Consider the following 19646-nt stretch of genomic DNA (forward strand, 5'->3'; position numbering starts at 1 on the left):
CGACGCTCGTTATGGCTTAGATAGCGACCAAGATGGTTTACCTGATAATTGGGAAGAGCAATACGGTTTAGATAAATACCGTAACGATGCATTTGAAAATATAGATAGGGATTACCTAACCAACTTAGAAGAATTTAAGCTAGGTACTAATCCGACCAATCCTGACACCGATGGCGATGGTATACCCGATGGTGACGACTTTGACTCCTTAAACGCAAAATACAGTCGTGATGACGATAGAGATGGCATCCCCTATGAGTGGGAAAGATTGTTTCACTTTATGCAAGACTCTAATCCCAATGATGCAAATTTTGACTACGACAATGATGGTTTAACTGAATTGCAAGAGTTTCTAGCTGGCTCAAATCCCCAAATTCCAGATTCCGATAACGATGGTGAACTAGATGGAGCTGATATAGCCCCTACTAATGCACAGTATCGTTTTGATCAAGATAAAGACGGACTACCGGATGGATGGGAAATTGAACATAGTATGCAAATTAATGACCCACTAGATGCTAACCTAGATCTGGACAATGATGGTTTAAGCAATTTGAAAGAGTATCAATTGGAAACCCATCCTCAGCAACAGGATTCTGACTTCGATGGAGTGTTCGACAGTCAAGATATCGCGCCAACAAACCCGCGCTTTTCCCATGATCAAGACTTTGATGGTATCCCTGATCAATGGGAGGTGCAGTATGGCTATAGCAATATCAACTCGGCTGATGCATCTATGGATGACGACAACGATGGTTTAACTAACATTGCCGAATTTAATGCAGGAACCGCTCCTAGGCTTGCAGATTCAGATAATGATGGTATTCCTGATGGTTACGATCCTTTCCCGTGTAACTTTAGATATCAGGTAGATAATGACAGGGATGGTCTGCCTGCTGCTTGGGAAATGCAATATGGGCTGTCCGATGATATGCCAGAAGATGCCAAACAAGATATGGATTGGGATAACTACGATAATTTGACCGAATTTGCCGCGCAAACGGATCCAAAGGTGCGTAACGATTTTATTCCGACATCAGCTCCATTTACTCCATGCTTTTAACCAATCAGCATAATGTTAGGTAATAAGTACAACGCTTATAAATAAACATTGAGAAAGCGAACTATTCTTCCTAGTTCGCTTTCCTTATTCCAAATTCTCTATCAGCTTATAACCTAAGCTAAAACTAAGGCTTGAAAGTCCAAATTGTAGCAAGGAGATCTTAACTACTCGATTTGCCTGATGAAATGAAATTGCTATGCTATAGCCAACCTCGGCTGAGTTGAACAAATAACCAAAGGCCTGTGCAGACAGATGAAAGAAATCTGGAAAACCTTGTTCATCCTTCCTCTCATCACCTTAATCGGGTGCAACCAAGCCGAGCAGCAAGCCCTGCAACAATATGGGGAATTTTTAGCGGATGCCTTTGAGGTAGCGCCGTTGTCGTTAACGCCGCAACCGTTTCCAACTAAACGTAGCCTTACCTTAGCTAATTTAGATCGCCAGCTGACATTACTAGAAAGCCTCACCCTAGAACAGTGTGATCTTTTGTACTTAGCCAGTGACAAAAATCAAATACTCAACAAACATCAAAGTGCTGCGTCCAATTACGTTTTTCAGCTTAGCTTGTTGAATAATCTAACGCACTGCCTCAACACTGCAGACTCATTAAGCCTCAGTGATCGCGCGTTTCTGACTGAATTAACAAATGAAAAACAGCAAAAGTTACCTCTGTATTTTTGGCAAATGCTGTTTGCTGATAACACTGGCTATGACTTTTTCTTTGGCCACAGCCAGCTTTTTCCCTTACAAGGTCATCAATTTAGCCAAGCCAGTTTAGCGAGCCTGAGATCCTTAAATCAACTTAACCCAAGTCACTCAACGTCCCTTCAACAGCAGCTAGCGCTCACGAATGGGCTAAATCAGCACTTGGCCCTGATGAGCAAAAGTCGTTATCTGCCTAGCTTAATCATGACCACAGAGCACGCCATTAGCCAGCTCGACTTTGCCAGCGAATTATTGGCGAGCAATCAAGCAAGCATCAGCTGCCAAGGCAGACGACATCCCTTATCGTTTGATAAATTAAAAGCCATTTTTAGCCACCGATATGTCGCCTTAATGCAGCCCTACATTGCTATCCTTAATCGCGAACTGCATCAAGTAATGCCATTATTAAACGCATTAATTGAGCCTATGCCGCCATCTATCGATCAGCACACGCGTCAATCATTAACGCAAATACTCAGCGTGCAAACGCGCCTGACCTTAAGTAGTCAGCGCCACCAGCAACAATGGCAGCAACTATTTACAAGATGCCAGCAAAGCGTCACCACCACAGCGCGATAATTTCGACTCACCAACAATCGCCTTATTTTATCTAAGGATAAAAAAATATCAGCGCCACCGCTGCGATTACTTGGTAGCATTCCATCAGATATCGCTAACTTAAGTCATGGATGATGAAACTATCCCACTATCGCTTTACCCCCATCAGCATTTTGCTATTGCTTTGGCTCAGTGTTATTGGCGCCTGTCAGGCCGAAATAGCAACAGAGCAAGCCGTTAAACAGCAGTATGTTGTTGATGCCCAGCGCATCAAAAACACCTACGAAGCCGCTTTGTTTACTTTACAACCCTATACCTTTGCCCACTATGGCGTGCGAATGCATAGACAGACCAACGATGACAAATACCTGTTGCCCTTGTGGGTGGATGTGGCTCGCGTCGCTAACCGGCTAAACCGCTTTGCTGATGAGGTACATACGCCGAAACAAATCCAAGCTTATTCATTATCGCGCCTGCAAAACTTAAAGGGCAAAACGACAGAGCGTGAAAAACGCCGCTATCAAGCTACCCTGAATCACCCTGAATACATGTACTTAGGATTAGATTTACTCAGTGCGATGGCAAGAGCTGATGAGTTTGGCCTTAAACATCAAGAGGATGCAAAGCTACGTGAGATATTACGCCGTTATGATTTTGCTAAGTATGCGACCGATCCGGATATGATCCGCGCTTGGGCTGCGCAAATGGCTAATCACGTTTATTGGCTGCGCCAGCTGGGCGAGCAAGATTTAACCCAAGCTTTTATCCAAGCTTTTCGCCTTGCCTACCCAGATGATCAAGATCACTTGCTTAGTAAGCAGCAGTTTAATAATAAAATTTACGGTATGAGCCACATCATTTTTGCCGACTCACAATACTACCTGAAGCCCGTTTCCGAGGCTCAGCATCAATGGATTTTCGACTATTATCGTAACAACATAGAGACGATTTTAGCGCGCTGTAAAGAAGATGTGATTGCCGAAGTCGGTCTGAACTTCTTGTTAGCTCAATTAGATCACGATCCGGTTGTCAAGAAAGCGCAGCAGGCCATTAGTAAGGCTATCCATCCGCAACACAATATGATCCCATCGGTTACGGGGGATATTAACTTAGAGCGCGGTGAACATAGAAATGTACTGGCCATTATGCTACTCGATTGGCGAGGCTTAGCCGCCACCAATCCTAATCAAGCTAGCCCAATCATGGTGGTTAGCCCACCCTATGGCCTAACTGCCAAATAACCCCATGAAAGCATCTATCCAAGTGGCATGATAACCACTTGGATAATGATCAAATAGCCTTATTTTTTAACGCCCAAAGGTGTAATAGCTCTAAAGCGATAGTCGCGCCCGCTAAAGCGGTGACGTCACTATTATCATAAGCTGGCGCTACTTCTACCACGTCCATACCAACCAAGGGCAAGCCTTGTAAACCGCGGAGGATTTTAAGGATCTTGTCTGTGGTTAAGCCACCACACACAGGCGTACCTGTGCCTGGCGCAAAGGCTGGATCTAAACAGTCAATATCAAAGGTCAGGTAAACTGGTAAATCGCCTACCGTTGCCTTTATCTGCTGCACTATCTCATCCACGCTCATGTCATTGGCTTGCATCGCATTGATGACGTTAAAGCCATGATCTTTTTCAGTATAGTCGGTACGTATGCCCACCTGCACCGAATGGTGTTTATCAATCAAGCCTTCATTCGGAGCATGATAAAACATGGTGCCATGATCATATTGGCTGCCATTGCTGTAGGTATCCGTATGGGCATCAAAATGGATCAGCGCCATCTTGCCGTATTTTTTCGCATGAGCACGAAGTAGCGGCAAGGTCACAAAGTGATCGCCACCTAAACCCAATAGCGCCTTACCACTACTCAAGATTTGCGAAGCGGCTAACTCTAAGCGCTGGCAAAAATCGGCGCTATCACCACAGCTAAACACCAAGTCACCGGCATCCACCAGCTTGAGGTGATCAAACAAACGAAAATGCCAAGGAAAACGGCGATCTTCCCAAGCCAAATTAACCGAGGCGCGGCGCATCGCATCCGGCCCCATTCGCGCACCTGAGCGCCCCGATGTTGCCATATCAAATGGCAGGCCTAGTACCACCACATCCGCATCTGTGTATAAGGGATTTTGCACCAAGGGTTGACGTAAAAATGTCATCGCATTGGAGTAAAGCGAATTATCTATTTGTGAAAACACATCGTTCATGGCCATCGAGCCTTTCATTTATTAACTTACCTTGAAATAAACGGACAACAGCAAAGCGCCCATTTGCTGGACGTTTGCTCCGAATTTATCCCGCGATTGGGTTACTTTTATACATCTTCCAAGTAGGTATAACCTTTTAAACCTAAGTCTAGCTCTTGGTAAATTTGTTGCTGCTCGGCTTCAAGGATTTTCGCGGCGATAAGCTCACGATATGAAGCCCTGAATTCTTGCGCATCAAGGTGCACGTATTGCAGCATATCTTCTACCGTGTCCCCTTCATCAATAGCCGTGACCTGAGCTTGGCCTTGTTCATCCATCATCACCACAGCGCTGTGGGTATCACCAAATAAATTATGCATATCGCCTAAGATTTCTTGGTACGCCCCAACCAGGAAAAAGCCCATCAGGTATTCTTCTTCGCTATTCCAAGGTGGCACTGGCAACGTAGTTTCAATACCTTGGCCGTCCACGTATTGATCAACCGTGCCGTCCGAATCACAGGTAATATCAAGCAGTACCGCGCGGCTCGTCGGGACTTTATCTAGCCCAGTTAGAGGTAATACAGGGAAAACTTGCTCTATGCCCCAAGCATCAGGCAATGACTGAAACAAAGAAAAGTTCACAAAAAACTTATCGGCTAATTTTTCCGTCAGTTCATCCATGATCGGGCGATGGAAGCGGTTTTTACCGTCCAGTAACTGATTCAATTCATAACACAAACGTAGGTTCAACTGCTCAGCCCATGCGCGCTGAGTCAAATTCAATAATCCCATGGCAAATTGGCTATGCACTTCGGCCAAGTCACTTTGACAGTCATGATAAATTTCAATAAGCGCACGATCATCATTGCGGCCACTTAACTGTAACCAAGAGCGCCACATGTTTTGTAGCAATAACGGCTGCTCGGCATCGGGGGCCGTTAGGGTTTCTGGTGTATAACTTTCAGCACCAATCACATTTGAAATCAGCACCGCATGATGCGCGGTTAACGCTCGGCCTGATTCTGAAATAATCATCGGCATAGGCTGGTTATACAGCTTACAAATATCGCCAATACAATAAACGATATTGTTGGCGTACTCGGCCAAGCTATAGTTCATTGAGTTAGACGATTGACTGCGGGTGCCGTCATAATCCACCGCTAAACCGCCGCCAACATCCATACATAGCAAGTTAGCGCCCAGCTCACGCAGTTCACAATAAAAACGCGCGGCTTCACTGACGCCGGTGCGCACATCACGAATGTTGGCCATTTGCGAGCCAAGATGAAAGTGCACTAACTGCAACGCATCGACTTGATTGTTTTTCTTTAGTACATCAAGTACCTGCAACACTTGCGAAGCCGATAAACCAAATTTGGATTTTTCACCGCCACTGGCTTGCCATTTACCTTTACCTTGTGAAGCTAGGCGCACTCGCAGACCCAAACGAGGTGCAACGTTGAGCTTTTTCGCTTCACTTAACACCATGGCCAGCTCAGACATTTTTTCTAAAACGATATGAACCTTATGACCCAGCTTTTCTCCTATCAGAGCGAGGCGAATATATTCACTGTCTTTGTAACCATTACAAACAATCACCGAGCTGACTTTTTGCGCCAAAGCTAACACCGCAAGTAATTCCGCCTTACTGCCCGCTTCAAGGCCAAGTTGCTTCACTTCTTTGTCTTTTTGGCTGGCCAGCAGTTGGTCAACCACTTCCTTTTGCTGGTTAACCTTGATCGGATAAACCAGCAAATATTTCTCGTCGTAATGGTAATCGGCAATGGCTTGGTTAAAGGCGGCACATAAACTGTGTACACGCTGATGTAATATTTGCGGAAAACGCACTAAAACCGGCAAGCTTAAGCCTTTAGCTTGCACCTGCGCGCTGATTTCACTTAAGGCAATGGTGTGCTCTGGTTGGTCGGCCTTTGGCGCCACAACGACTTTGCCTTCGTCATTAATAGCATAGAAACCTTGGCTCCAGTGACGCACGTTATAGCTCGCACGTACACTTTCTAGATCTGTTGCTTGTGTCATGGGGTAAATCCAAAATATTGTTCAAAAAATGTTGCTCTCTCGCAACTCAGTGGCCGTACCTTTGAGCCTGTGCTTATCGCTTTAGCCCCGCAACAGTCCGGTTGCGCGAATAGAAAAACATTTGTTGGTTGCAGTCCAACAAAAAAAATTAACGGTAAAGAAAAAATAAACTGCAATAAACTTAACCTATTAAAAATTAACAGGTTAAGCTTAGCAGATAGCACGAAATTAGAATTACAAATGCGAAATTAGCTGTTCACTGACAAAATCAGCGATGCTCGGCTGAGCTGCAGCCTTGGGGTGCAAGCCATCGGGCATCATCAACTCTGGCTGCAAAATGACGGGTTCGAGGAAAAAGGGCAACAGGGGCACACCTTGCTCTTTACTCACTTGTGTGAACACCTGAGCAAAAGCCTGACTGTAACGTTTGCCATAATTTGGCGGTGCTTGCACTTGCATGATCATGGCTTGACCCTTTGCTTGTTTCACCAAAGTGATCATCTGGGTAAGGTTGTTACGTATGATGTTGGGTGCAAAACCGCGCAAGCCATCATTCGCGCCTAAGGTAATGAATACGTACTCGGGTTGATGCAAACGTAATAATTCGGGTAGCCTGGCTAGACCATTGCCCGTGGTATCACCAGAAATACTGGCATTAATCACTTGATATGGCTTGCCTTGTTTGGCTAAGCGTTCGGGTAATAACGCAGGCCAACTTTGCTCTGCCGACATTTGATAGCCTGCGCTTAAGCTATCGCCAACAATCAATAAGGTTTGACTGTGCACTAAGCTACTCATTAGGCTTAATCCAGTAACTAGAAGAAATAAAAAAGGTTTATACATGTCTGATCCCATTATTAAAGCTGAACATGTGGTTAAGCAAGTTAACACAAGCACGGATAGCTTGACCATACTGCAAGATGTTTCACTGCAAGTTCAAGCAGGTGAGAGCCTTGCCTTAGTCGGCCCATCAGGAGCGGGCAAGTCAACGTTAATGACACTATTGGCAGGCTTAGATGTGGCCAGTGCAGGGGAAATCTATCTACTGGGCAAGGCCTTGTCGCAACTCGATGAAGAAGCAAGAGCAGCCCTGCGCTGCGAACATATCAGTTTTGTTTTTCAAAGCTTTTTGCTGATCCCCACACTCACCGCATTAGAAAACGTGATGTTGCCGTTTTTAATCAAGGGCGAGGCACAAGATGAAGCTTTAGCCACTCAACTATTACAACAAGTTGGCCTTGCAGAGCGCGCCGATCACCTGCCCTCGCAACTTTCCGGCGGTGAGCAACAGCGTGTCGCTTTAGCTCGCGCTTTTATTAGCCAACCTAAGATTTTGTTTGCCGATGAGCCAACGGGCAATTTAGATCAACAAACCGCGGGTCGTATTGTTGAGCTGTTATTTCAACTCAATAGAGAGCACGGCACCACCTTAGTCTTGGTCACCCATGATCCCGCACTAGCTGAGCGCTGTGATAGAACCTTACATATTAACTCGGGTAAGGTGGCCCAATGAAAAGGGATTTGTTAATCAAATGGCGCTGGCGTGAATGTTGGCAAGGCCAGCTTTGGCCGATTACCTTAGCCTTAACCCTGATTGTGGCCTGTGTATTCGCCTTGGCCGCTTTAGTGACACGAGTCGATAAGGTTATGGTAGATCAAGGACGCTCAGCCCTTGGCGGTGATTTGGTGTTGGTATCCAACCAACAAGCCATCCCAACTGAGCTGTTGCAGCAAGCCAGTCAATTAGGGCTTACATACAGCCTGCAGACACGCATTCGCACCATGGCGTTTAGTGATAATGCCATGCAGCTGGTCAGCGTCAAAGCCATGCAAAGCGATTTTCCGTTAAGGGGTGAGCTGCAATTAGATCCTAATCCTGTCCATCATCACTCAGATAGCCAAACGTCTGCATTTTATAACCACGTCGAGCCAAATCAGCTTTGGCTAGCCGAGCGTTTATTCAACTTATTAGACGTTAAGGTGGGCGATACGGTGGCCATTGGCGATGCCGAGTTAACCGTATCGGGTTTAATAGCTCAAGATCCAGAGCTGTCATTTAATCCCTTTAATCAAATGCCTACCGTGATCATCCACTTGAATGACTTGGCCAAAACGGGGGCATCTTTAGAAGGAGCCAGATTAAGCTATCGCGCCTATTTTAAAGGTAAAGACAGCGCCTTAAAGCAGTTACAGAAAATGCCACTGACCCCAAGTCAACGCTGGCTCAGCGAACAAAGTCAGGGACGCACGGCGGAGTTTCTCAATAAAGCGCAGCAATATTTATCCCTTACTTTACTGCTGGTGTTGTTAATGGCCAGTGCCACCTTAGTGCTTACCAGCCAGCATTACAGTAATAGTCAGCGAGATACCGTGGCCATGCTGAAAAGTTTGGGCGCCAGTCGCAGCTGGCTAAAACGTTGGTTAGCCGGTCAACTGTTGATGCTGTTTGGTCTGGCTAGTAGTTTAGGGCTGGTTGCAGGGATCGCGTTAGAGCAACTGCTGCGTTTACCCCTCGTGGATTTACTACCCGACCCTTTGCCTAGCATAGGCTTTGCCCCTTGGCTTATCAGCATAGGCGTAGCCCTGTTAGTTGGCCTACCGAGTATGGGCATCAGTTTACTGCGTTTATTGGATACGCCCGCAACGGCGATCATTCAAACTGAGTCAAACCAAGCTAAATCCATTTGGCCATTTGCCCTGCTGCTGTTGCCTCTACTGAGCTTATTATTTTGGTTTGGTAGCAATACCTTAATGTGGCTCACCTTGATTGGGCTAGTGCTGTTACTGTTAGTCCTAGGTGGTATAGGTCTAATGGTGACTAAACTGCTGCAAAAAAAGCAGTGGGGACCCGCCATGACGCTTGCATTAAGTCGGCTCAATCGCAGTAAAGCGGCCAGTATCGCTCAGTTAGGCGCCCTGACTTGCTCGCTGATGTTACTGAGTGTGATTTGGCTATTACGCAGTGATTTACTTGATAACTGGCAGCAAACCTTACCTCCTGATGCCGCCAATGTGTTTGCCATTAATATCGCGCCCGAGCAAGTTGAGCCCTACATAGCCCAGCTTGAGCAATGGCAATTACCCCATTCTCTGGCTTATCCGGTGATCCGAGGTCGCCTGATCCAGCGCAACGATGAGGTATTACAATCTTCACAAGCGGAGCAAGATGAAGAGCAGCAAAAAGAAAAAGATCCCGCTTTGCGCCGTGAGTTAAACTTTACTTGGCTGGATGAGCTACCCAGTCACAATGACGTCGTCGCGGGTGAGTGGACCCGCCAAAGCGGTGTTTCGGTGGAACGCGACATTGCGCAAAGATTATCCATTGAGCTAGGCGACACCTTACACTTTACTGTCAATAGCCAAACCTTTAGCGCCAAGGTAAACAGTATCCGCGCCGTTGAATGGCGCAATATGAAACCCAATTTTTATTTCATCTTTAGCCCCGATGTATTAACCAACCTGCCCGCGACTTGGCTGGTGAGTTATCGCGTTGAGCAAGGGCAATCGGATTTATTAAATCAATTAGCAAGAGATTATCCAACGGTGAGCCTGTTAGATCTGCGCACCATGGCCAATCAAATTCAATCCTTACTCAGCCAAGTAGCGTGGTCTTTAACTGTGCTGGCCAGTTTAGCCGTGATCAGTGGCTTACTTTTGGTATTAACCTTGCTGCGTTTAAGCGTGTCGCAGCGCCAACGCGAAATTAAACTTTATCGCACCCTCGGCGCTAGCAAAAAGCGTATCAGTGCCACATTATGGGCAGAATACGGCATCATGGCCGGGATTGCGGGTATGTGCGCGGCAATGGGTGCACAGGCGGTGATTGCAAGCATGGTGAAGTGGGGTTTTGAAATGCCACCCCAAATGCACTGGTGGCTGTTTGCCGCTCTGCCTTTGATCGCAGTTGGGCTTATCTACTTGATAACGCAAAGTATGTTTAAACAATTACTCGCGCCATTAAGGGCTTAATACCTAGGGCCTGTTGAACTTTCGTGCTGGTTTTTGCAGCGATTTGTTGGGTATTTATACAAAACGATCGTTGTGGCCAGCGCCTTTGTGGCATAGTGAACTACGCGAAAAGGCGCAAACGCAGTAGAAATGACCAACAAACGCTGTCCTACGGATTCGGCTAAAAGCGTTTTGCCCGTCGTTGAGCAGTATTTACTTAGAATGCTAAGCTACACACTGCTCGCCTTGCTCAAAACGCTTTTAGACAGGGTGTCCCCTCTCGAACAAAAATCAACCACCAAAGATCAACAGGCCCTAGCAGGTAAGCTCACGCCAGCTTACCTACCCTCTTTATCAAGCGGTCAGTTTAATCATCGACGTTGAATGAAATATAAGTTTAATCGCGATTATATGTCGCGGTAATGGTTGCTGTAGCCAAACTGTTAACATGGATTTGATAACCCACTGAAGCGGGATTAATGTCTGCTCCAAAGGGGAGTTTATCGACCTTCATGGCGTGAATAGAGAATTGATAACGATGCATGCCGTCTGTCGTTGGCGGACAGGGGCCACCGTAGCCTTGAGCATTAAAATCGGTGTTAGATTGAATCACCCCTTGCGGCATTAGCTTGCTTCCCTCGCTGCCAGCCCCTTGTGGCAACTCTGTCACATTGGCCGGTATATTAAACGCAACCCAATGCCAAAAGCCGCTAATAGTTGGGGCATCGGGATCGTACACCGTCACGACAAAACTCTTCGTTCCCTCAGGGACATCACTCCATTTTAAATGTGGAGAAATATTCTTGCCACCGCAGCCCCATTGATCAAATACATGTTTAATATCCATTAGGCCGCCTTCAACTAGGTCATCACTGGCCAATTCTAAGGCGTTTGCAGATCCCATCATGCTCCCTAGAGCTAATACTAACGCTATCTTTTTCATCTGTTTTTCCTTGTTGTTTAAAACAAATACAGATTAAAAAAATACTTCAACCTAGGTTGCCGTCAACTGGCCAACTTTTATTGTTAAATGGTCATTCGACGCTGACTGGCGGTGTTAAGAGGCCAAGTTATCACCTTAGATCACCGTCTTTTGCAATTGCGAAGGCAACATACCAAATCGCGTTTTAAATTGGGCACTAAAGCTTGATACCGACTGATAACCGCAGCGCTCGCTGACATCACTGATTGGACGGCGCTCTAGGCCACTTTGTAACAAATACAGGCCATGACCCAGCCGGGTATCCGTTAATACTTGCCTAAAACCAACACCTTCTTCGCGCAATCTCCGTCGAAGAGTCGTTTCGCTAACGTGTAAGCGTTCAGACATGATTTCTAATGACCAATGATTAGCAGGATCAAGGGAGATCAACTGGCTCACTTTGTCTCGCCATTTAGCTTGAGGCTGCACAAACAAGCACCCACCTTGCCCACTGAGTAACAATGCTAAGATCACCTCATTGTATCTATGCATTAACAAGGCATGATCTATGCCTGAATGTAAGGCATCTAGTAAATGCAGCAAACTCGACAATAAATCAGCCGAGACTTTAAATGGTTTGAAATAGTGCTTGCTTGCCAACACCTGCTCGACTAATTGGCCATGCGCAGCTTGCACGCCTTGCAATTGCTCAGGACTAAACTGCAAAACCAAGGCATAAAACGCTCCGTTTTCGGGAGTATTGGCAATACTAAAATCAGCATGGGCGGGAAAAGCCATGGCTTGCTTACTATTTAACAGTAACTCTTGTGTTTGGGTAACCACACGTTTATAGCCCTGCACGATAATGACTAAAAAGCTCTGCGCAGCTTGCAGATCCCGTAGCTGCTGGGTGCTATCACAACGAACATAACCTATGCCAGGGAAAGGACGGTTGGGTTGTAGCTGCTTAACCCAATCGGTTAACTGTAACCATTTTATCATCTCGCTCATTTACTCTTTCCCTAGCGCTCGATTAATCAATCCGTTTACCTAGTCTCTTGGCAACTGCGGTTGGCGATGAGCCAAAACTCAACACCGTCCATATTTTGCTCAAAATGTGCTAAGATTGCATTTTAAAGCGACTTTTTAGCGTAAGATGCCAATTTTAACCGGCAAAAATAGACGTTATCACTAGAGCATAGGATTGTGTTTGTTCACCGAAAATCAAACTCAGTCTGATTGACCGCGAAGTAGCCAAGTTTGGCTTACTTTATTTTATCCACTTTAGCTGAGCCTAGCTCACTTTGATTCAGCTAACTTATTGAGTAATTATGCACATTTCAACAAAGATAAATAAACCTGTTTTCATTTCATCCTTAGTCATCGCCTCTTTCATTGCCTTGTTTGCGGCCCTGCAACCCGATTTTAGTACGCAAATATTTAACCAAGTTCAATCTTGGCTCGTCAGCCAAGTGGGCTGGTTATATATCCTTAGTGTTGCCATTTTTCTGATATTTATTGTCTGCATTATGGTCAGCCGATTAGGGGATATTAAGCTGGGGCCTGATCATAGTGAGCCAGATTATTCCAATATCTCCTGGTTCTCCATGCTGTTTTCTGCCGGTATGGGTATCGGTTTGATGTTTTTTGGTGTGGCTGAGCCTGTCATGCATTACCTTAGCCCGCCAGTGGGCGATCCTGCGACCGTTGCCGCAGCAAAAGATGCAATGCGTATTACTTTTTTCCACTGGGGCTTGCATGCTTGGGGCATCTATGCCGTGGTTGCTCTTGCCTTGGCCTATTTTTCTTATCGTCACAAATTACCATTATTACCTCGCTCAGCCTTATATCCCATCATAGGTGAGCGGATCCATGGCCCCATAGGTCATGCTACCGATACGTTTGCCGTCGTCGGCACCTTATTTGGGGTAGCCACGTCACTTGGCTTTGGTGTACAACAATTAAATGCTGGCTTATCGCATTTATTCGCAATCGAACAAACGGTGCTGGTTCAACTTGCTCTTATTTTGGTCATCACCATTTTAGCTACCATTTCGGTGATTTTAGGCCTAGACGGCGGCATTAAGCGGCTTTCCAATTTAAATATGTTTTTGGCGTTAGCACTGCTATTGGGCATGTTATTGTTAGGCCCAACCGCTCAGCTGTTTCAATCTTTTGTGCAAAATACCGGCACTTATATGAGTGAGTTGGTTAATAGCACCTTTAACATGTATGCCTATGACCATAAAGAAGATTGGTTGGGCGGCTGGACCATGCTTTATTGGGGTTGGTGGATTTCTTGGTCTCCTTTTGTGGGTACCTTCATTGCCCGAGTTTCTCGTGGTCGCACCATACGTGAATTTATTGTCGGCGTGCTGTTTATTCCATCTGGCTTTACCTTTTTATGGATGACGGTATTTGGTAACAGTGCGATTGGGTTGATTTCATCTGACACCGCCCACACCTTGGCTCAAGCGGTTGATGATAATGTCGCTATTGCGATTTTTGTGTTCTTTGAACAATTTCCTTTGTCATCCTTACTATCCTTGATTGCCGTTTTATTGGTAACCACTTTCTTTATTACCTCAGCCGATTCGGGGGCCCTTGTGATTGACACCCTCACGGCGGGTGGTGAGCAAGATACCCCAGTTTGGCAACGCATTTTTTGGACCGCGATGATCGGCCTGATCGCCTCAGCTTTACTCTATGCTGGCGGTTTACAAGCGCTGCAAACTCTGACCATTGCCAGCGCCTTTCCATTTATGTTTGTGATGTTATTGTTCTGCTATGGTCTATTCAAAGCGCTACGCCACGATTTAATGCTGCAAAACAGTGTGCAAAACCACAATACCTCGGTGCAATTCGCGCAAAGTCAGGTGCCATGGCAAGAGCGCCTTCGTACCTTGCTGGTTCATCCAAGATTAAAACAAGCGGAAAGCTTCCTTGATAGCACCGCACGTCCAGCGTTAACTGAGCTATGTGAGCATTTTCAAAGCACAGGTATTAACGCCAAATTAATTGATGATGATGAAAAAGTTCGCTTAACCATCTACAAAGAAGAAGCCGAAAACTTCTCTTATGGCATACGACTGCGCCATTTTGCGGTGCCAGCCTATGCCGATGAGCAACATGATGATTATTACCGCGCAGAAGTGTTTTTATTGCAGGGTGGTCAACAATACGATGTGTTTGGGTATACCCAAGAGCAAATCATCGCCGATGCCATTACTCAATACGAAAGGCATTTGCATTTCTTATATTTAGCCAGCTCAGAAATTTTAGAAGAAGATGCAGCGGAGAATCTTCCGCAAAAAGGCTAATTTCATTTATATTTATACAGAGTCTAAGCAATATACTTTAGGTATGTGCTTAGACTCTTTCGAGCTCTAAAATAGTAACCAATTTAATTACAAACAACCCAATCACCCCAAGCATTTGTATTGATATTTTTTTAACTGTCAACCTAACAATTTAGGCTGAGAAATTTGCACATTGATACAAAGCTAGATACCCTGTGGTTACCTTTATCTCCTTTGCTCAAATCAAATACTTCTGTGCTACCAAATCACAATAAATCATGTGTCCGGTATAATTAGGTATAATCGAGTTTATATGACCCCTTTAATATCCATTGTAATTCCCGCCAAAAATGAACAGGGTAATATCGGTAGGTTAATTACTGAAATCAGTGAAGCCCTATCGCCGTTGAGCAAAATGCCTTTTGAGGTTGTGCTAGTTAATGATGGTAGTACGGATGACACTTGCCAAGAAGCGCAAACGGCGGCGGCCAAGCTCAGCTGCCCCCTACAAGTCATCACCCATGCGCAAAGCTGTGGTCAAAGTACCGCCATCCACACAGGTGTCACTTACGCTAAAGGAAAATGGATTGTCACCTCAGATGCCGATGGACAAAATGATCCGAATGATATTCCAGCATTAGTCGCATTAGCCGAAAAAGTGAACCAGACGCACTTTTGTATTGCGGGGCATAGAAACAAACGCTTGGATACTCCTTGGGTGCGTTTTCAATCTAAGGTCGCCAACAAGGTTCGCCAATTCTTTCTAAATGATGGCGTTCCTGATTCGGGTTGTGGCTTAAAGGTTTTTCCTAAACACACTTTTCTTGCATTACCTTATTTTGATCATATGCATCGCTTTTTACCTGCCCTCATTAAACGTATAGGCGGTGAAATTGTGGTTTGCCCAGTAAACCACAGAGACAGAGAAAATGGTCAATCTAATTACAATGCTTGGAATCGCGCTTGGGTAGGCATTATCGACATGATAGGTGTGATGTGGCTACGCCAGCGAACTAAGCTCCCTCAGGTGATTGATTCAGAGTAATTTACAATGAAGTGGCTAAAAACAGTGCTGATTGTGAGCTTGTTGATCGCAATTGCGGCTAGTTTAGATTCTCCCATTATGAATCACATCACCGACTCACCTTGGTTAGTTAATTACTTGGCAGAGCAAGGCGCAACAGGTCATATTAGCTTAATAGCGATAGGCACAGTGTTTATCTTTATTGGCGGGCCCAGACAAGCAATCTCTCTGCTGTTCGGTTTTATATATGGCTTATTACCCGGCATCATGCTCGCTATCAGCGTTTGTTTAGTGGCAGCCGCCGCCAACTATTTCTGCGCATCGATAATGCTCAAAGGCCTACTTGCGAGACGATTCCCGCAACGAATGACAAAGTTTAAACGCTTTGCCAAACGCAAACCCTTTATGAAAATACTCATGCTGAGGCTCTTACCGGTTGGCAGCAACTTGGTCACCAACTTTTTTTCAGGCAGTGTTGGCGTCCCCTTTCTCTCATTTCTTGCCGCGAGCGCAATCGGGTACCTGCCGCAAACGATTATCTTTGCTTTAGTCGGTGGCGGTATTAATGAGGACAGCCCAATGATGATTTATCTTAGCGTGATATTAGGGCTGATCAGTCTTGCCTTAACTTCGGCGATTTATCGAGACCATACCAAGGCCAAAATGGAACAATTGAAATTGGAATCTTCAACATGATCAACAAGCCGCTGTTTCAAGATCAATATAAAGCAAACCTTGCTTTCATTCTGTTTGTTGCCTTCGCTATCATTTTTATGGGCATAGGTTTACGTGACCCTTGGCCCGCCGATGAACCACGCTTTGTTGAAGCAGCTAAAGAAATGGTCGATTCTGGCCGCTGGTTTTTCCCACTGAGAGGCGGTGAGCTCTACCCAGATAAACCACCTATCTTTATGTGGTCAATCGCCGTCCTGTATAAGCTAACGGGCAATATTTCCAATACTTTTATGATCCCAAACGCCATTGCGGGTCTTATCGTCATATTATGTGTGTTTGATCTAGGAGCCAAACTTTGGAATGTTAGGGTAGCGTGCAACGCTAGCATACTATTGATGATAGCTCCGCAATTGATTATCCAAGCCAAAGCGGCGCAAATAGATGCCATGGTGGCGGCTTGGATAACCCTCTCCATGTATGGCTTACTTCGTCACTTTTTTATTAAACCCAATATGAAGTGGTATCTTTTTAGCTGGGTTTGTATGGCGCTGGGTATTTTAACCAAAGGGGTTGGCTTTTTGCCTATCCTGTTATTTATCCCCTTGCTTTATCTTCATTTTGTGAAAAAACATAGCTTTGCGGCCCCGATAAATCGCAAGTTATTTTTTGGCCCATTGCTAATGTTAGGGACTCTATTAGTCTGGCTGGCACCCGTTTTATATTTTGCCGCGACCAAAGATAATCCTGACTTCACGGCTTATCGTGATAATATTTTGTTAAAGCAAACCGCCACTCGTTACGCTAAATCTCTTGGCCATAATGAGCCTTGGTACTATTTTGTGGTCAGTGTGATCCCGGTGCTGTGGTTCCCGCTTTATTTGTTTTTATTTAATAAAAAGAGCTGGGCTGAAATAAAAGCAAGTCCTATCATACAGTGCTTGTTAATTTGGGTTGTCTGCGTGGTGATCTTTTTTAGTATTAGCCCAGGTAAGCGTGGGGTCTACGTGTTACCGGCCATGCCCATGTTAGCACTGGCTATCGGTGCCATTGTCACTCAGACTCAAGTCCCGCAGTGGATAAACCGAGCCATCACCGGCCTTGCAATTATCTTTGCTAGCATTTTTAGTGTCGCTACCGTATTGAGCTTGATCCACTCACCGCTACTCACCAAACATTTAGGCGATGATACGTCTTTATATTCACTGCTATTTGGCTTAGCGGCACTGGCTTGGATAGCCGTGCTTTGGCGCTTTAAGCTAAAGTTAACCCTTCCTAGCTTTGGTATAAGCTTAGGCATTTGCTGGTTACTTTATAGTTCAATAGGCTATATTTTGTTGAATCCGCAGCGAACGCCCGCAAAAGAAATTATGGCGAATGTGAAACAGACGATAGGGCCTGATGGCGAGCTAGGTTTAGTGCGCTTTAAAGAGCAGTTCTTACTCTTTTCCCCTATCCCTATGACGCATTTCAGTTATTTAGCCAGTCCACAGGAGCAATACCGCAATGCTTGGCTATGGATGAAAGAGCAAGATAATCGCTATATCCTGGCCAAAAGAGCAAATGGCGCAACCTGTTTTGACCTCAGCGAAGGCACCTTAGTTGGCGTAGCACACCGCCGCGAGTGGTATTTGTTTGATAAAAGTGCAATGCACCCTGAATGCGACGAACCAGAGAGCATTAAGCGCTATTACACACCACAAACTAAACTGTACGATAACCTGTGATCAGAAACCCACGCTAACTTACTGCAGTCAGGTTAGCGTGGGCAAGACTGGAAGAGTTTATAAGCAGATTTTCACGTCTTGATAGCAATGCTCGGCTTTGATTGGTTCACCTAACATTTCATCGTAGGGCATTTCAAGTTTAAGCGTAGCTTGCTCAAAGCCAAGCTTTTTCATGCCCAGCTTGGCGTTAGCCAAACTATTAAAATGAATGATCTCACCTTTATTGTTCGTGATCGGCTCGGGATGATGATGGACGATAACTTCTGGGCGATAATAAGCTGAGTCGGCATAAGCCATCAAAATACAGGTTGGCTCTCCGCCATGAGCTATCCATTGTTTAACTTGCTTTTGCTGCATAAATCCTCCTCGGGTTTAATTAAGCTTAGCAGTTAGCAGCGCTTCAAAACTTAAATCAATCTGAACTGTTTATCAGGCCGATGTAATTTTTGTGCTGCTTTTGTATAACATACCTTTGCTATTACGCGATCCTCTCTTAACTCGATCAAATTTGTTCGAGGCCGCCACATCAACAACTTGTATTGCCTAACTTGTTTATAGTAACGTCAATACTTTATCAGGCCTAAACGATCCGCTCATGCTCGCTCAAGTTGTTACAATTCTATTTCCTATCTTTGCTCTGGTCGCTGTCGGTTTTGTCGTGAATAAAACCTTAAAGCTTGATTTTTCAGATTTAAATACCCTCAACATGGCGGTATTTGTACCGGCGCTGATTTTTTTGCGTTAAGTCAAGCCCCCTTGGGCAAAGAGCAAGGCCCGCTGTTATTGGCAGCAATATTGGCCTTATTTATCCCTATCTTGCTAGTTGCTTTGCTCAGTGCTAAATCACTTAAGTTTCGCACTTGGGCACCAGCGATGGCCTTTCGTAACAGCGGTAATTTAGCCATTCCTTTATTTGGCTACGCTTTTGGCGCTAATGCTAGCGAGGCCGCTATTTTACTTTTTGTTGTGTCTACCTGCGTTCACGTGCTGTTTGGCGGCCTAGTGTTAAACCCTCACCGCGGGCTGAGCAGTGTTATCGGTTTATGTAAGATGCCTTTATTTATTGCCGCTGTCGTGGCGATGACAGTCAATTTAGCTAGCTTGCCTATTTATCCACCTATACTCCAAGCAACAGAATCACTGGGCCAAGCCGCCATTCCGATAATGTTACTTTCCTTGGGCAGTCAAATGACTAAGCTAAAACTTCAAGGCTTGACCATAGGTCTGCAAAGTATCGGCTTAAGTCTTATCTCTGGTGCACTGGCCTACCTAATTATCGTGCAACTTATCCCCTTACCCTTGTTACAACAGCAAATGATGGTGCTATTTTGTATGCTGCCCCCTGCTGTAATGAATTATTTGTATGCGGTGCAATTTGATACCGAGCCAGATAAGGTCGCGGCCATGGTGTTATTTGGTAATGCCGCCGCGATTATTACCTTACCGCTACTATTAAGTTACGCATTTTCATTAACTTAAACATTTATTGT

Annotated in this window: 17 protein-coding genes and 1 pseudogene; 12 read left to right on the forward strand and 6 right to left on the reverse strand. The window is 45.2% G+C overall.

What is annotated here, in order from left to right; all coding sequences use genetic code 11:
• From ACK8OT_RS12580 to ACK8OT_RS12590, 3 genes and pseudogenes are all read left to right on the forward strand, one after another.
• Window positions 1–1063, forward strand: a pseudogene (locus tag ACK8OT_RS12580) (hypothetical protein); the annotation flags it as partial.
• Window positions 1064–1315: 252 nt separating this feature from the next.
• Window positions 1316–2347, forward strand: a complete 1032-nt coding sequence (locus tag ACK8OT_RS12585) for a DUF3080 family protein (protein ID WP_410196870.1) — start codon at window positions 1316–1318, stop codon at window positions 2345–2347.
• Between the two features lie 110 nt (window positions 2348–2457).
• Window positions 2458–3567: a DUF3541 domain-containing protein gene (locus tag ACK8OT_RS12590; protein ID WP_410196871.1), complete on the forward strand. Its 1110-nt coding sequence runs from the start codon at window positions 2458–2460 to the stop codon at window positions 3565–3567.
• A gap of 49 nt (window positions 3568–3616) precedes the next feature.
• On the opposite strand, the gene speB is transcribed toward ACK8OT_RS12590, so the two are convergent.
• The 3 genes from speB to ACK8OT_RS12605 form a co-directional block, all read right to left on the reverse strand.
• Window positions 3617–4543 (reverse strand): agmatinase, encoded by a 927-nt coding sequence (gene speB, locus ACK8OT_RS12595; RefSeq protein WP_410196945.1) that lies wholly within the window; start codon window positions 4541–4543, stop codon window positions 3617–3619.
• 107 nt (window positions 4544–4650) lie between these two features.
• Entirely contained in the window at window positions 4651–6564 is a 1914-nt protein-coding gene (speA, locus tag ACK8OT_RS12600) for a biosynthetic arginine decarboxylase (protein WP_410196872.1), read from the reverse strand.
• Window positions 6565–6798: 234 nt separating this feature from the next.
• Window positions 6799–7407 (reverse strand): arylesterase, encoded by a 609-nt coding sequence (locus tag ACK8OT_RS12605; protein ID WP_410196873.1) that lies wholly within the window; start codon window positions 7405–7407, stop codon window positions 6799–6801.
• Between ACK8OT_RS12605 and ACK8OT_RS12610 the strand changes: the two genes are divergently transcribed.
• From ACK8OT_RS12610 to ACK8OT_RS12620, 3 genes are all read left to right on the forward strand, one after another.
• Window positions 7406–8077 carry an ABC transporter ATP-binding protein gene (locus ACK8OT_RS12610; protein ID WP_410196874.1) on the forward strand — a complete coding sequence of 224 codons (672 nt, stop codon included), beginning with the start codon at window positions 7406–7408 and terminating at the stop codon, window positions 8075–8077. The two genes, ACK8OT_RS12605 and ACK8OT_RS12610, sit on opposite strands and share 2 nt — an antisense overlap.
• Window positions 8074–10533, forward strand: coding sequence for an ABC transporter permease (locus ACK8OT_RS12615; protein WP_410196875.1), 2460 nt, complete (start codon window positions 8074–8076; stop codon window positions 10531–10533). Before ACK8OT_RS12610 ends, ACK8OT_RS12615 begins: the two co-directional genes overlap by 4 nt.
• A 129-nt stretch (window positions 10534–10662) precedes the next feature.
• Window positions 10663–10896: a hypothetical protein gene (locus tag ACK8OT_RS12620; protein WP_410196876.1), complete on the forward strand. Its 234-nt coding sequence runs from the start codon at window positions 10663–10665 to the stop codon at window positions 10894–10896.
• Window positions 10897–10909: 13 nt separating this feature from the next.
• On the opposite strand, the gene ACK8OT_RS12625 is transcribed toward ACK8OT_RS12620, so the two are convergent.
• Both ACK8OT_RS12625 and ACK8OT_RS12630 read right to left on the reverse strand, forming a co-directional pair.
• Entirely contained in the window at window positions 10910–11455 is a 546-nt protein-coding gene (locus tag ACK8OT_RS12625; protein WP_410196877.1) for a YbhB/YbcL family Raf kinase inhibitor-like protein, read from the reverse strand.
• A 135-nt stretch (window positions 11456–11590) separates the two neighbouring features.
• The gene (locus ACK8OT_RS12630) at window positions 11591–12445 is read right to left on the reverse strand and encodes an AraC family transcriptional regulator (RefSeq protein ID WP_410196878.1); all 855 of its coding nucleotides are present in this window, start codon (window positions 12443–12445) and stop codon (window positions 11591–11593) included.
• Between the two features lie 320 nt (window positions 12446–12765).
• Between ACK8OT_RS12630 and ACK8OT_RS12635 the strand changes: the two genes are divergently transcribed.
• The 4 genes from ACK8OT_RS12635 to ACK8OT_RS12650 all read left to right on the forward strand — a co-directional run bounded on the left by ACK8OT_RS12635 (window position 12766) and on the right by ACK8OT_RS12650 (window position 18156).
• Window positions 12766–14754, forward strand: coding sequence for a BCCT family transporter (locus ACK8OT_RS12635; protein ID WP_410196879.1), 1989 nt, complete (start codon window positions 12766–12768; stop codon window positions 14752–14754).
• Between the two features lie 292 nt (window positions 14755–15046).
• Window positions 15047–15778: a glycosyltransferase family 2 protein gene (locus ACK8OT_RS12640; RefSeq protein ID WP_410196880.1), complete on the forward strand. Its 732-nt coding sequence runs from the start codon at window positions 15047–15049 to the stop codon at window positions 15776–15778.
• 6 nt (window positions 15779–15784) lie between these two features.
• Window positions 15785–16453, forward strand: coding sequence for a TVP38/TMEM64 family protein (locus tag ACK8OT_RS12645; protein WP_410196881.1), 669 nt, complete (start codon window positions 15785–15787; stop codon window positions 16451–16453).
• Window positions 16450–18156 (forward strand): ArnT family glycosyltransferase, encoded by a 1707-nt coding sequence (locus ACK8OT_RS12650; protein ID WP_410196882.1) that lies wholly within the window; start codon window positions 16450–16452, stop codon window positions 18154–18156. The genes ACK8OT_RS12645 and ACK8OT_RS12650 overlap by 4 nt, the downstream gene beginning before the upstream one ends.
• Before the next feature lie 57 nt (window positions 18157–18213).
• Here ACK8OT_RS12650 and ACK8OT_RS12655 read toward each other — a convergent pair whose 3' ends face one another.
• On the reverse strand, window positions 18214–18513 hold the full coding sequence (locus ACK8OT_RS12655; protein ID WP_410196883.1) for a DUF6482 family protein: 300 nt from the start codon (window positions 18511–18513) through the stop codon (window positions 18214–18216).
• A gap of 238 nt (window positions 18514–18751) precedes the next feature.
• Here ACK8OT_RS12655 and ACK8OT_RS12660 point away from each other — a divergent pair, with 238 nt between their 5' ends.
• Together ACK8OT_RS12660 and ACK8OT_RS12665 are read left to right on the forward strand one after the other, a co-directional pair.
• Entirely contained in the window at window positions 18752–18901 is a 150-nt protein-coding gene (locus ACK8OT_RS12660; protein ID WP_410196884.1) for a hypothetical protein, read from the forward strand.
• A 38-nt stretch (window positions 18902–18939) separates the two neighbouring features.
• Window positions 18940–19635: an AEC family transporter gene (locus tag ACK8OT_RS12665; protein WP_410196885.1), complete on the forward strand. Its 696-nt coding sequence runs from the start codon at window positions 18940–18942 to the stop codon at window positions 19633–19635.
• Window positions 19636–19646: the final 11 nt, after the last annotated feature.

It is taken from the genome of Motilimonas thetidivivens, assembly GCF_046452435.1.
Classification (GTDB): Bacteria; Pseudomonadota; Gammaproteobacteria; order Enterobacterales; family CBDFNC01; genus Motilimonas.

Excerpts from the sequence above, each read along its gene's own strand:
- ACK8OT_RS12585 (WP_410196870.1), top strand. The coding sequence starts at position 1,316 with ATGAAAGAAATCTGGAAAACCTTGTTCATCCTTCCTCTCATCACCTTA.
- ACK8OT_RS12590 (WP_410196871.1), top strand. The coding sequence starts at position 2,458 with ATGATGAAACTATCCCACTATCGCTTTACCCCCATCAGCATTTTGCTA.
- speB (WP_410196945.1), bottom strand. The coding sequence starts at position 4,543 with ATGAACGATGTGTTTTCACAAATAGATAATTCGCTTTACTCCAATGCG.
- speA (WP_410196872.1), bottom strand. The coding sequence starts at position 6,564 with ATGACACAAGCAACAGATCTAGAAAGTGTACGTGCGAGCTATAACGTG.
- ACK8OT_RS12610 (WP_410196874.1), top strand. The coding sequence starts at position 7,406 with ATGTCTGATCCCATTATTAAAGCTGAACATGTGGTTAAGCAAGTTAAC.
- ACK8OT_RS12605 (WP_410196873.1), bottom strand. The coding sequence starts at position 7,407 with ATGTATAAACCTTTTTTATTTCTTCTAGTTACTGGATTAAGCCTAATG.
- ACK8OT_RS12615 (WP_410196875.1), top strand. The coding sequence starts at position 8,074 with ATGAAAAGGGATTTGTTAATCAAATGGCGCTGGCGTGAATGTTGGCAA.
- ACK8OT_RS12620 (WP_410196876.1), top strand. The coding sequence starts at position 10,663 with ATGACCAACAAACGCTGTCCTACGGATTCGGCTAAAAGCGTTTTGCCC.
- ACK8OT_RS12625 (WP_410196877.1), bottom strand. The coding sequence starts at position 11,455 with ATGAAAAAGATAGCGTTAGTATTAGCTCTAGGGAGCATGATGGGATCT.
- ACK8OT_RS12630 (WP_410196878.1), bottom strand. The coding sequence starts at position 12,445 with ATGAGCGAGATGATAAAATGGTTACAGTTAACCGATTGGGTTAAGCAG.
- ACK8OT_RS12635 (WP_410196879.1), top strand. The coding sequence starts at position 12,766 with ATGCACATTTCAACAAAGATAAATAAACCTGTTTTCATTTCATCCTTA.
- ACK8OT_RS12640 (WP_410196880.1), top strand. The coding sequence starts at position 15,047 with ATGACCCCTTTAATATCCATTGTAATTCCCGCCAAAAATGAACAGGGT.
- ACK8OT_RS12645 (WP_410196881.1), top strand. The coding sequence starts at position 15,785 with ATGAAGTGGCTAAAAACAGTGCTGATTGTGAGCTTGTTGATCGCAATT.
- ACK8OT_RS12650 (WP_410196882.1), top strand. The coding sequence starts at position 16,450 with ATGATCAACAAGCCGCTGTTTCAAGATCAATATAAAGCAAACCTTGCT.
- ACK8OT_RS12655 (WP_410196883.1), bottom strand. The coding sequence starts at position 18,513 with ATGCAGCAAAAGCAAGTTAAACAATGGATAGCTCATGGCGGAGAGCCA.
- ACK8OT_RS12660 (WP_410196884.1), top strand. The coding sequence starts at position 18,752 with ATGCTCGCTCAAGTTGTTACAATTCTATTTCCTATCTTTGCTCTGGTC.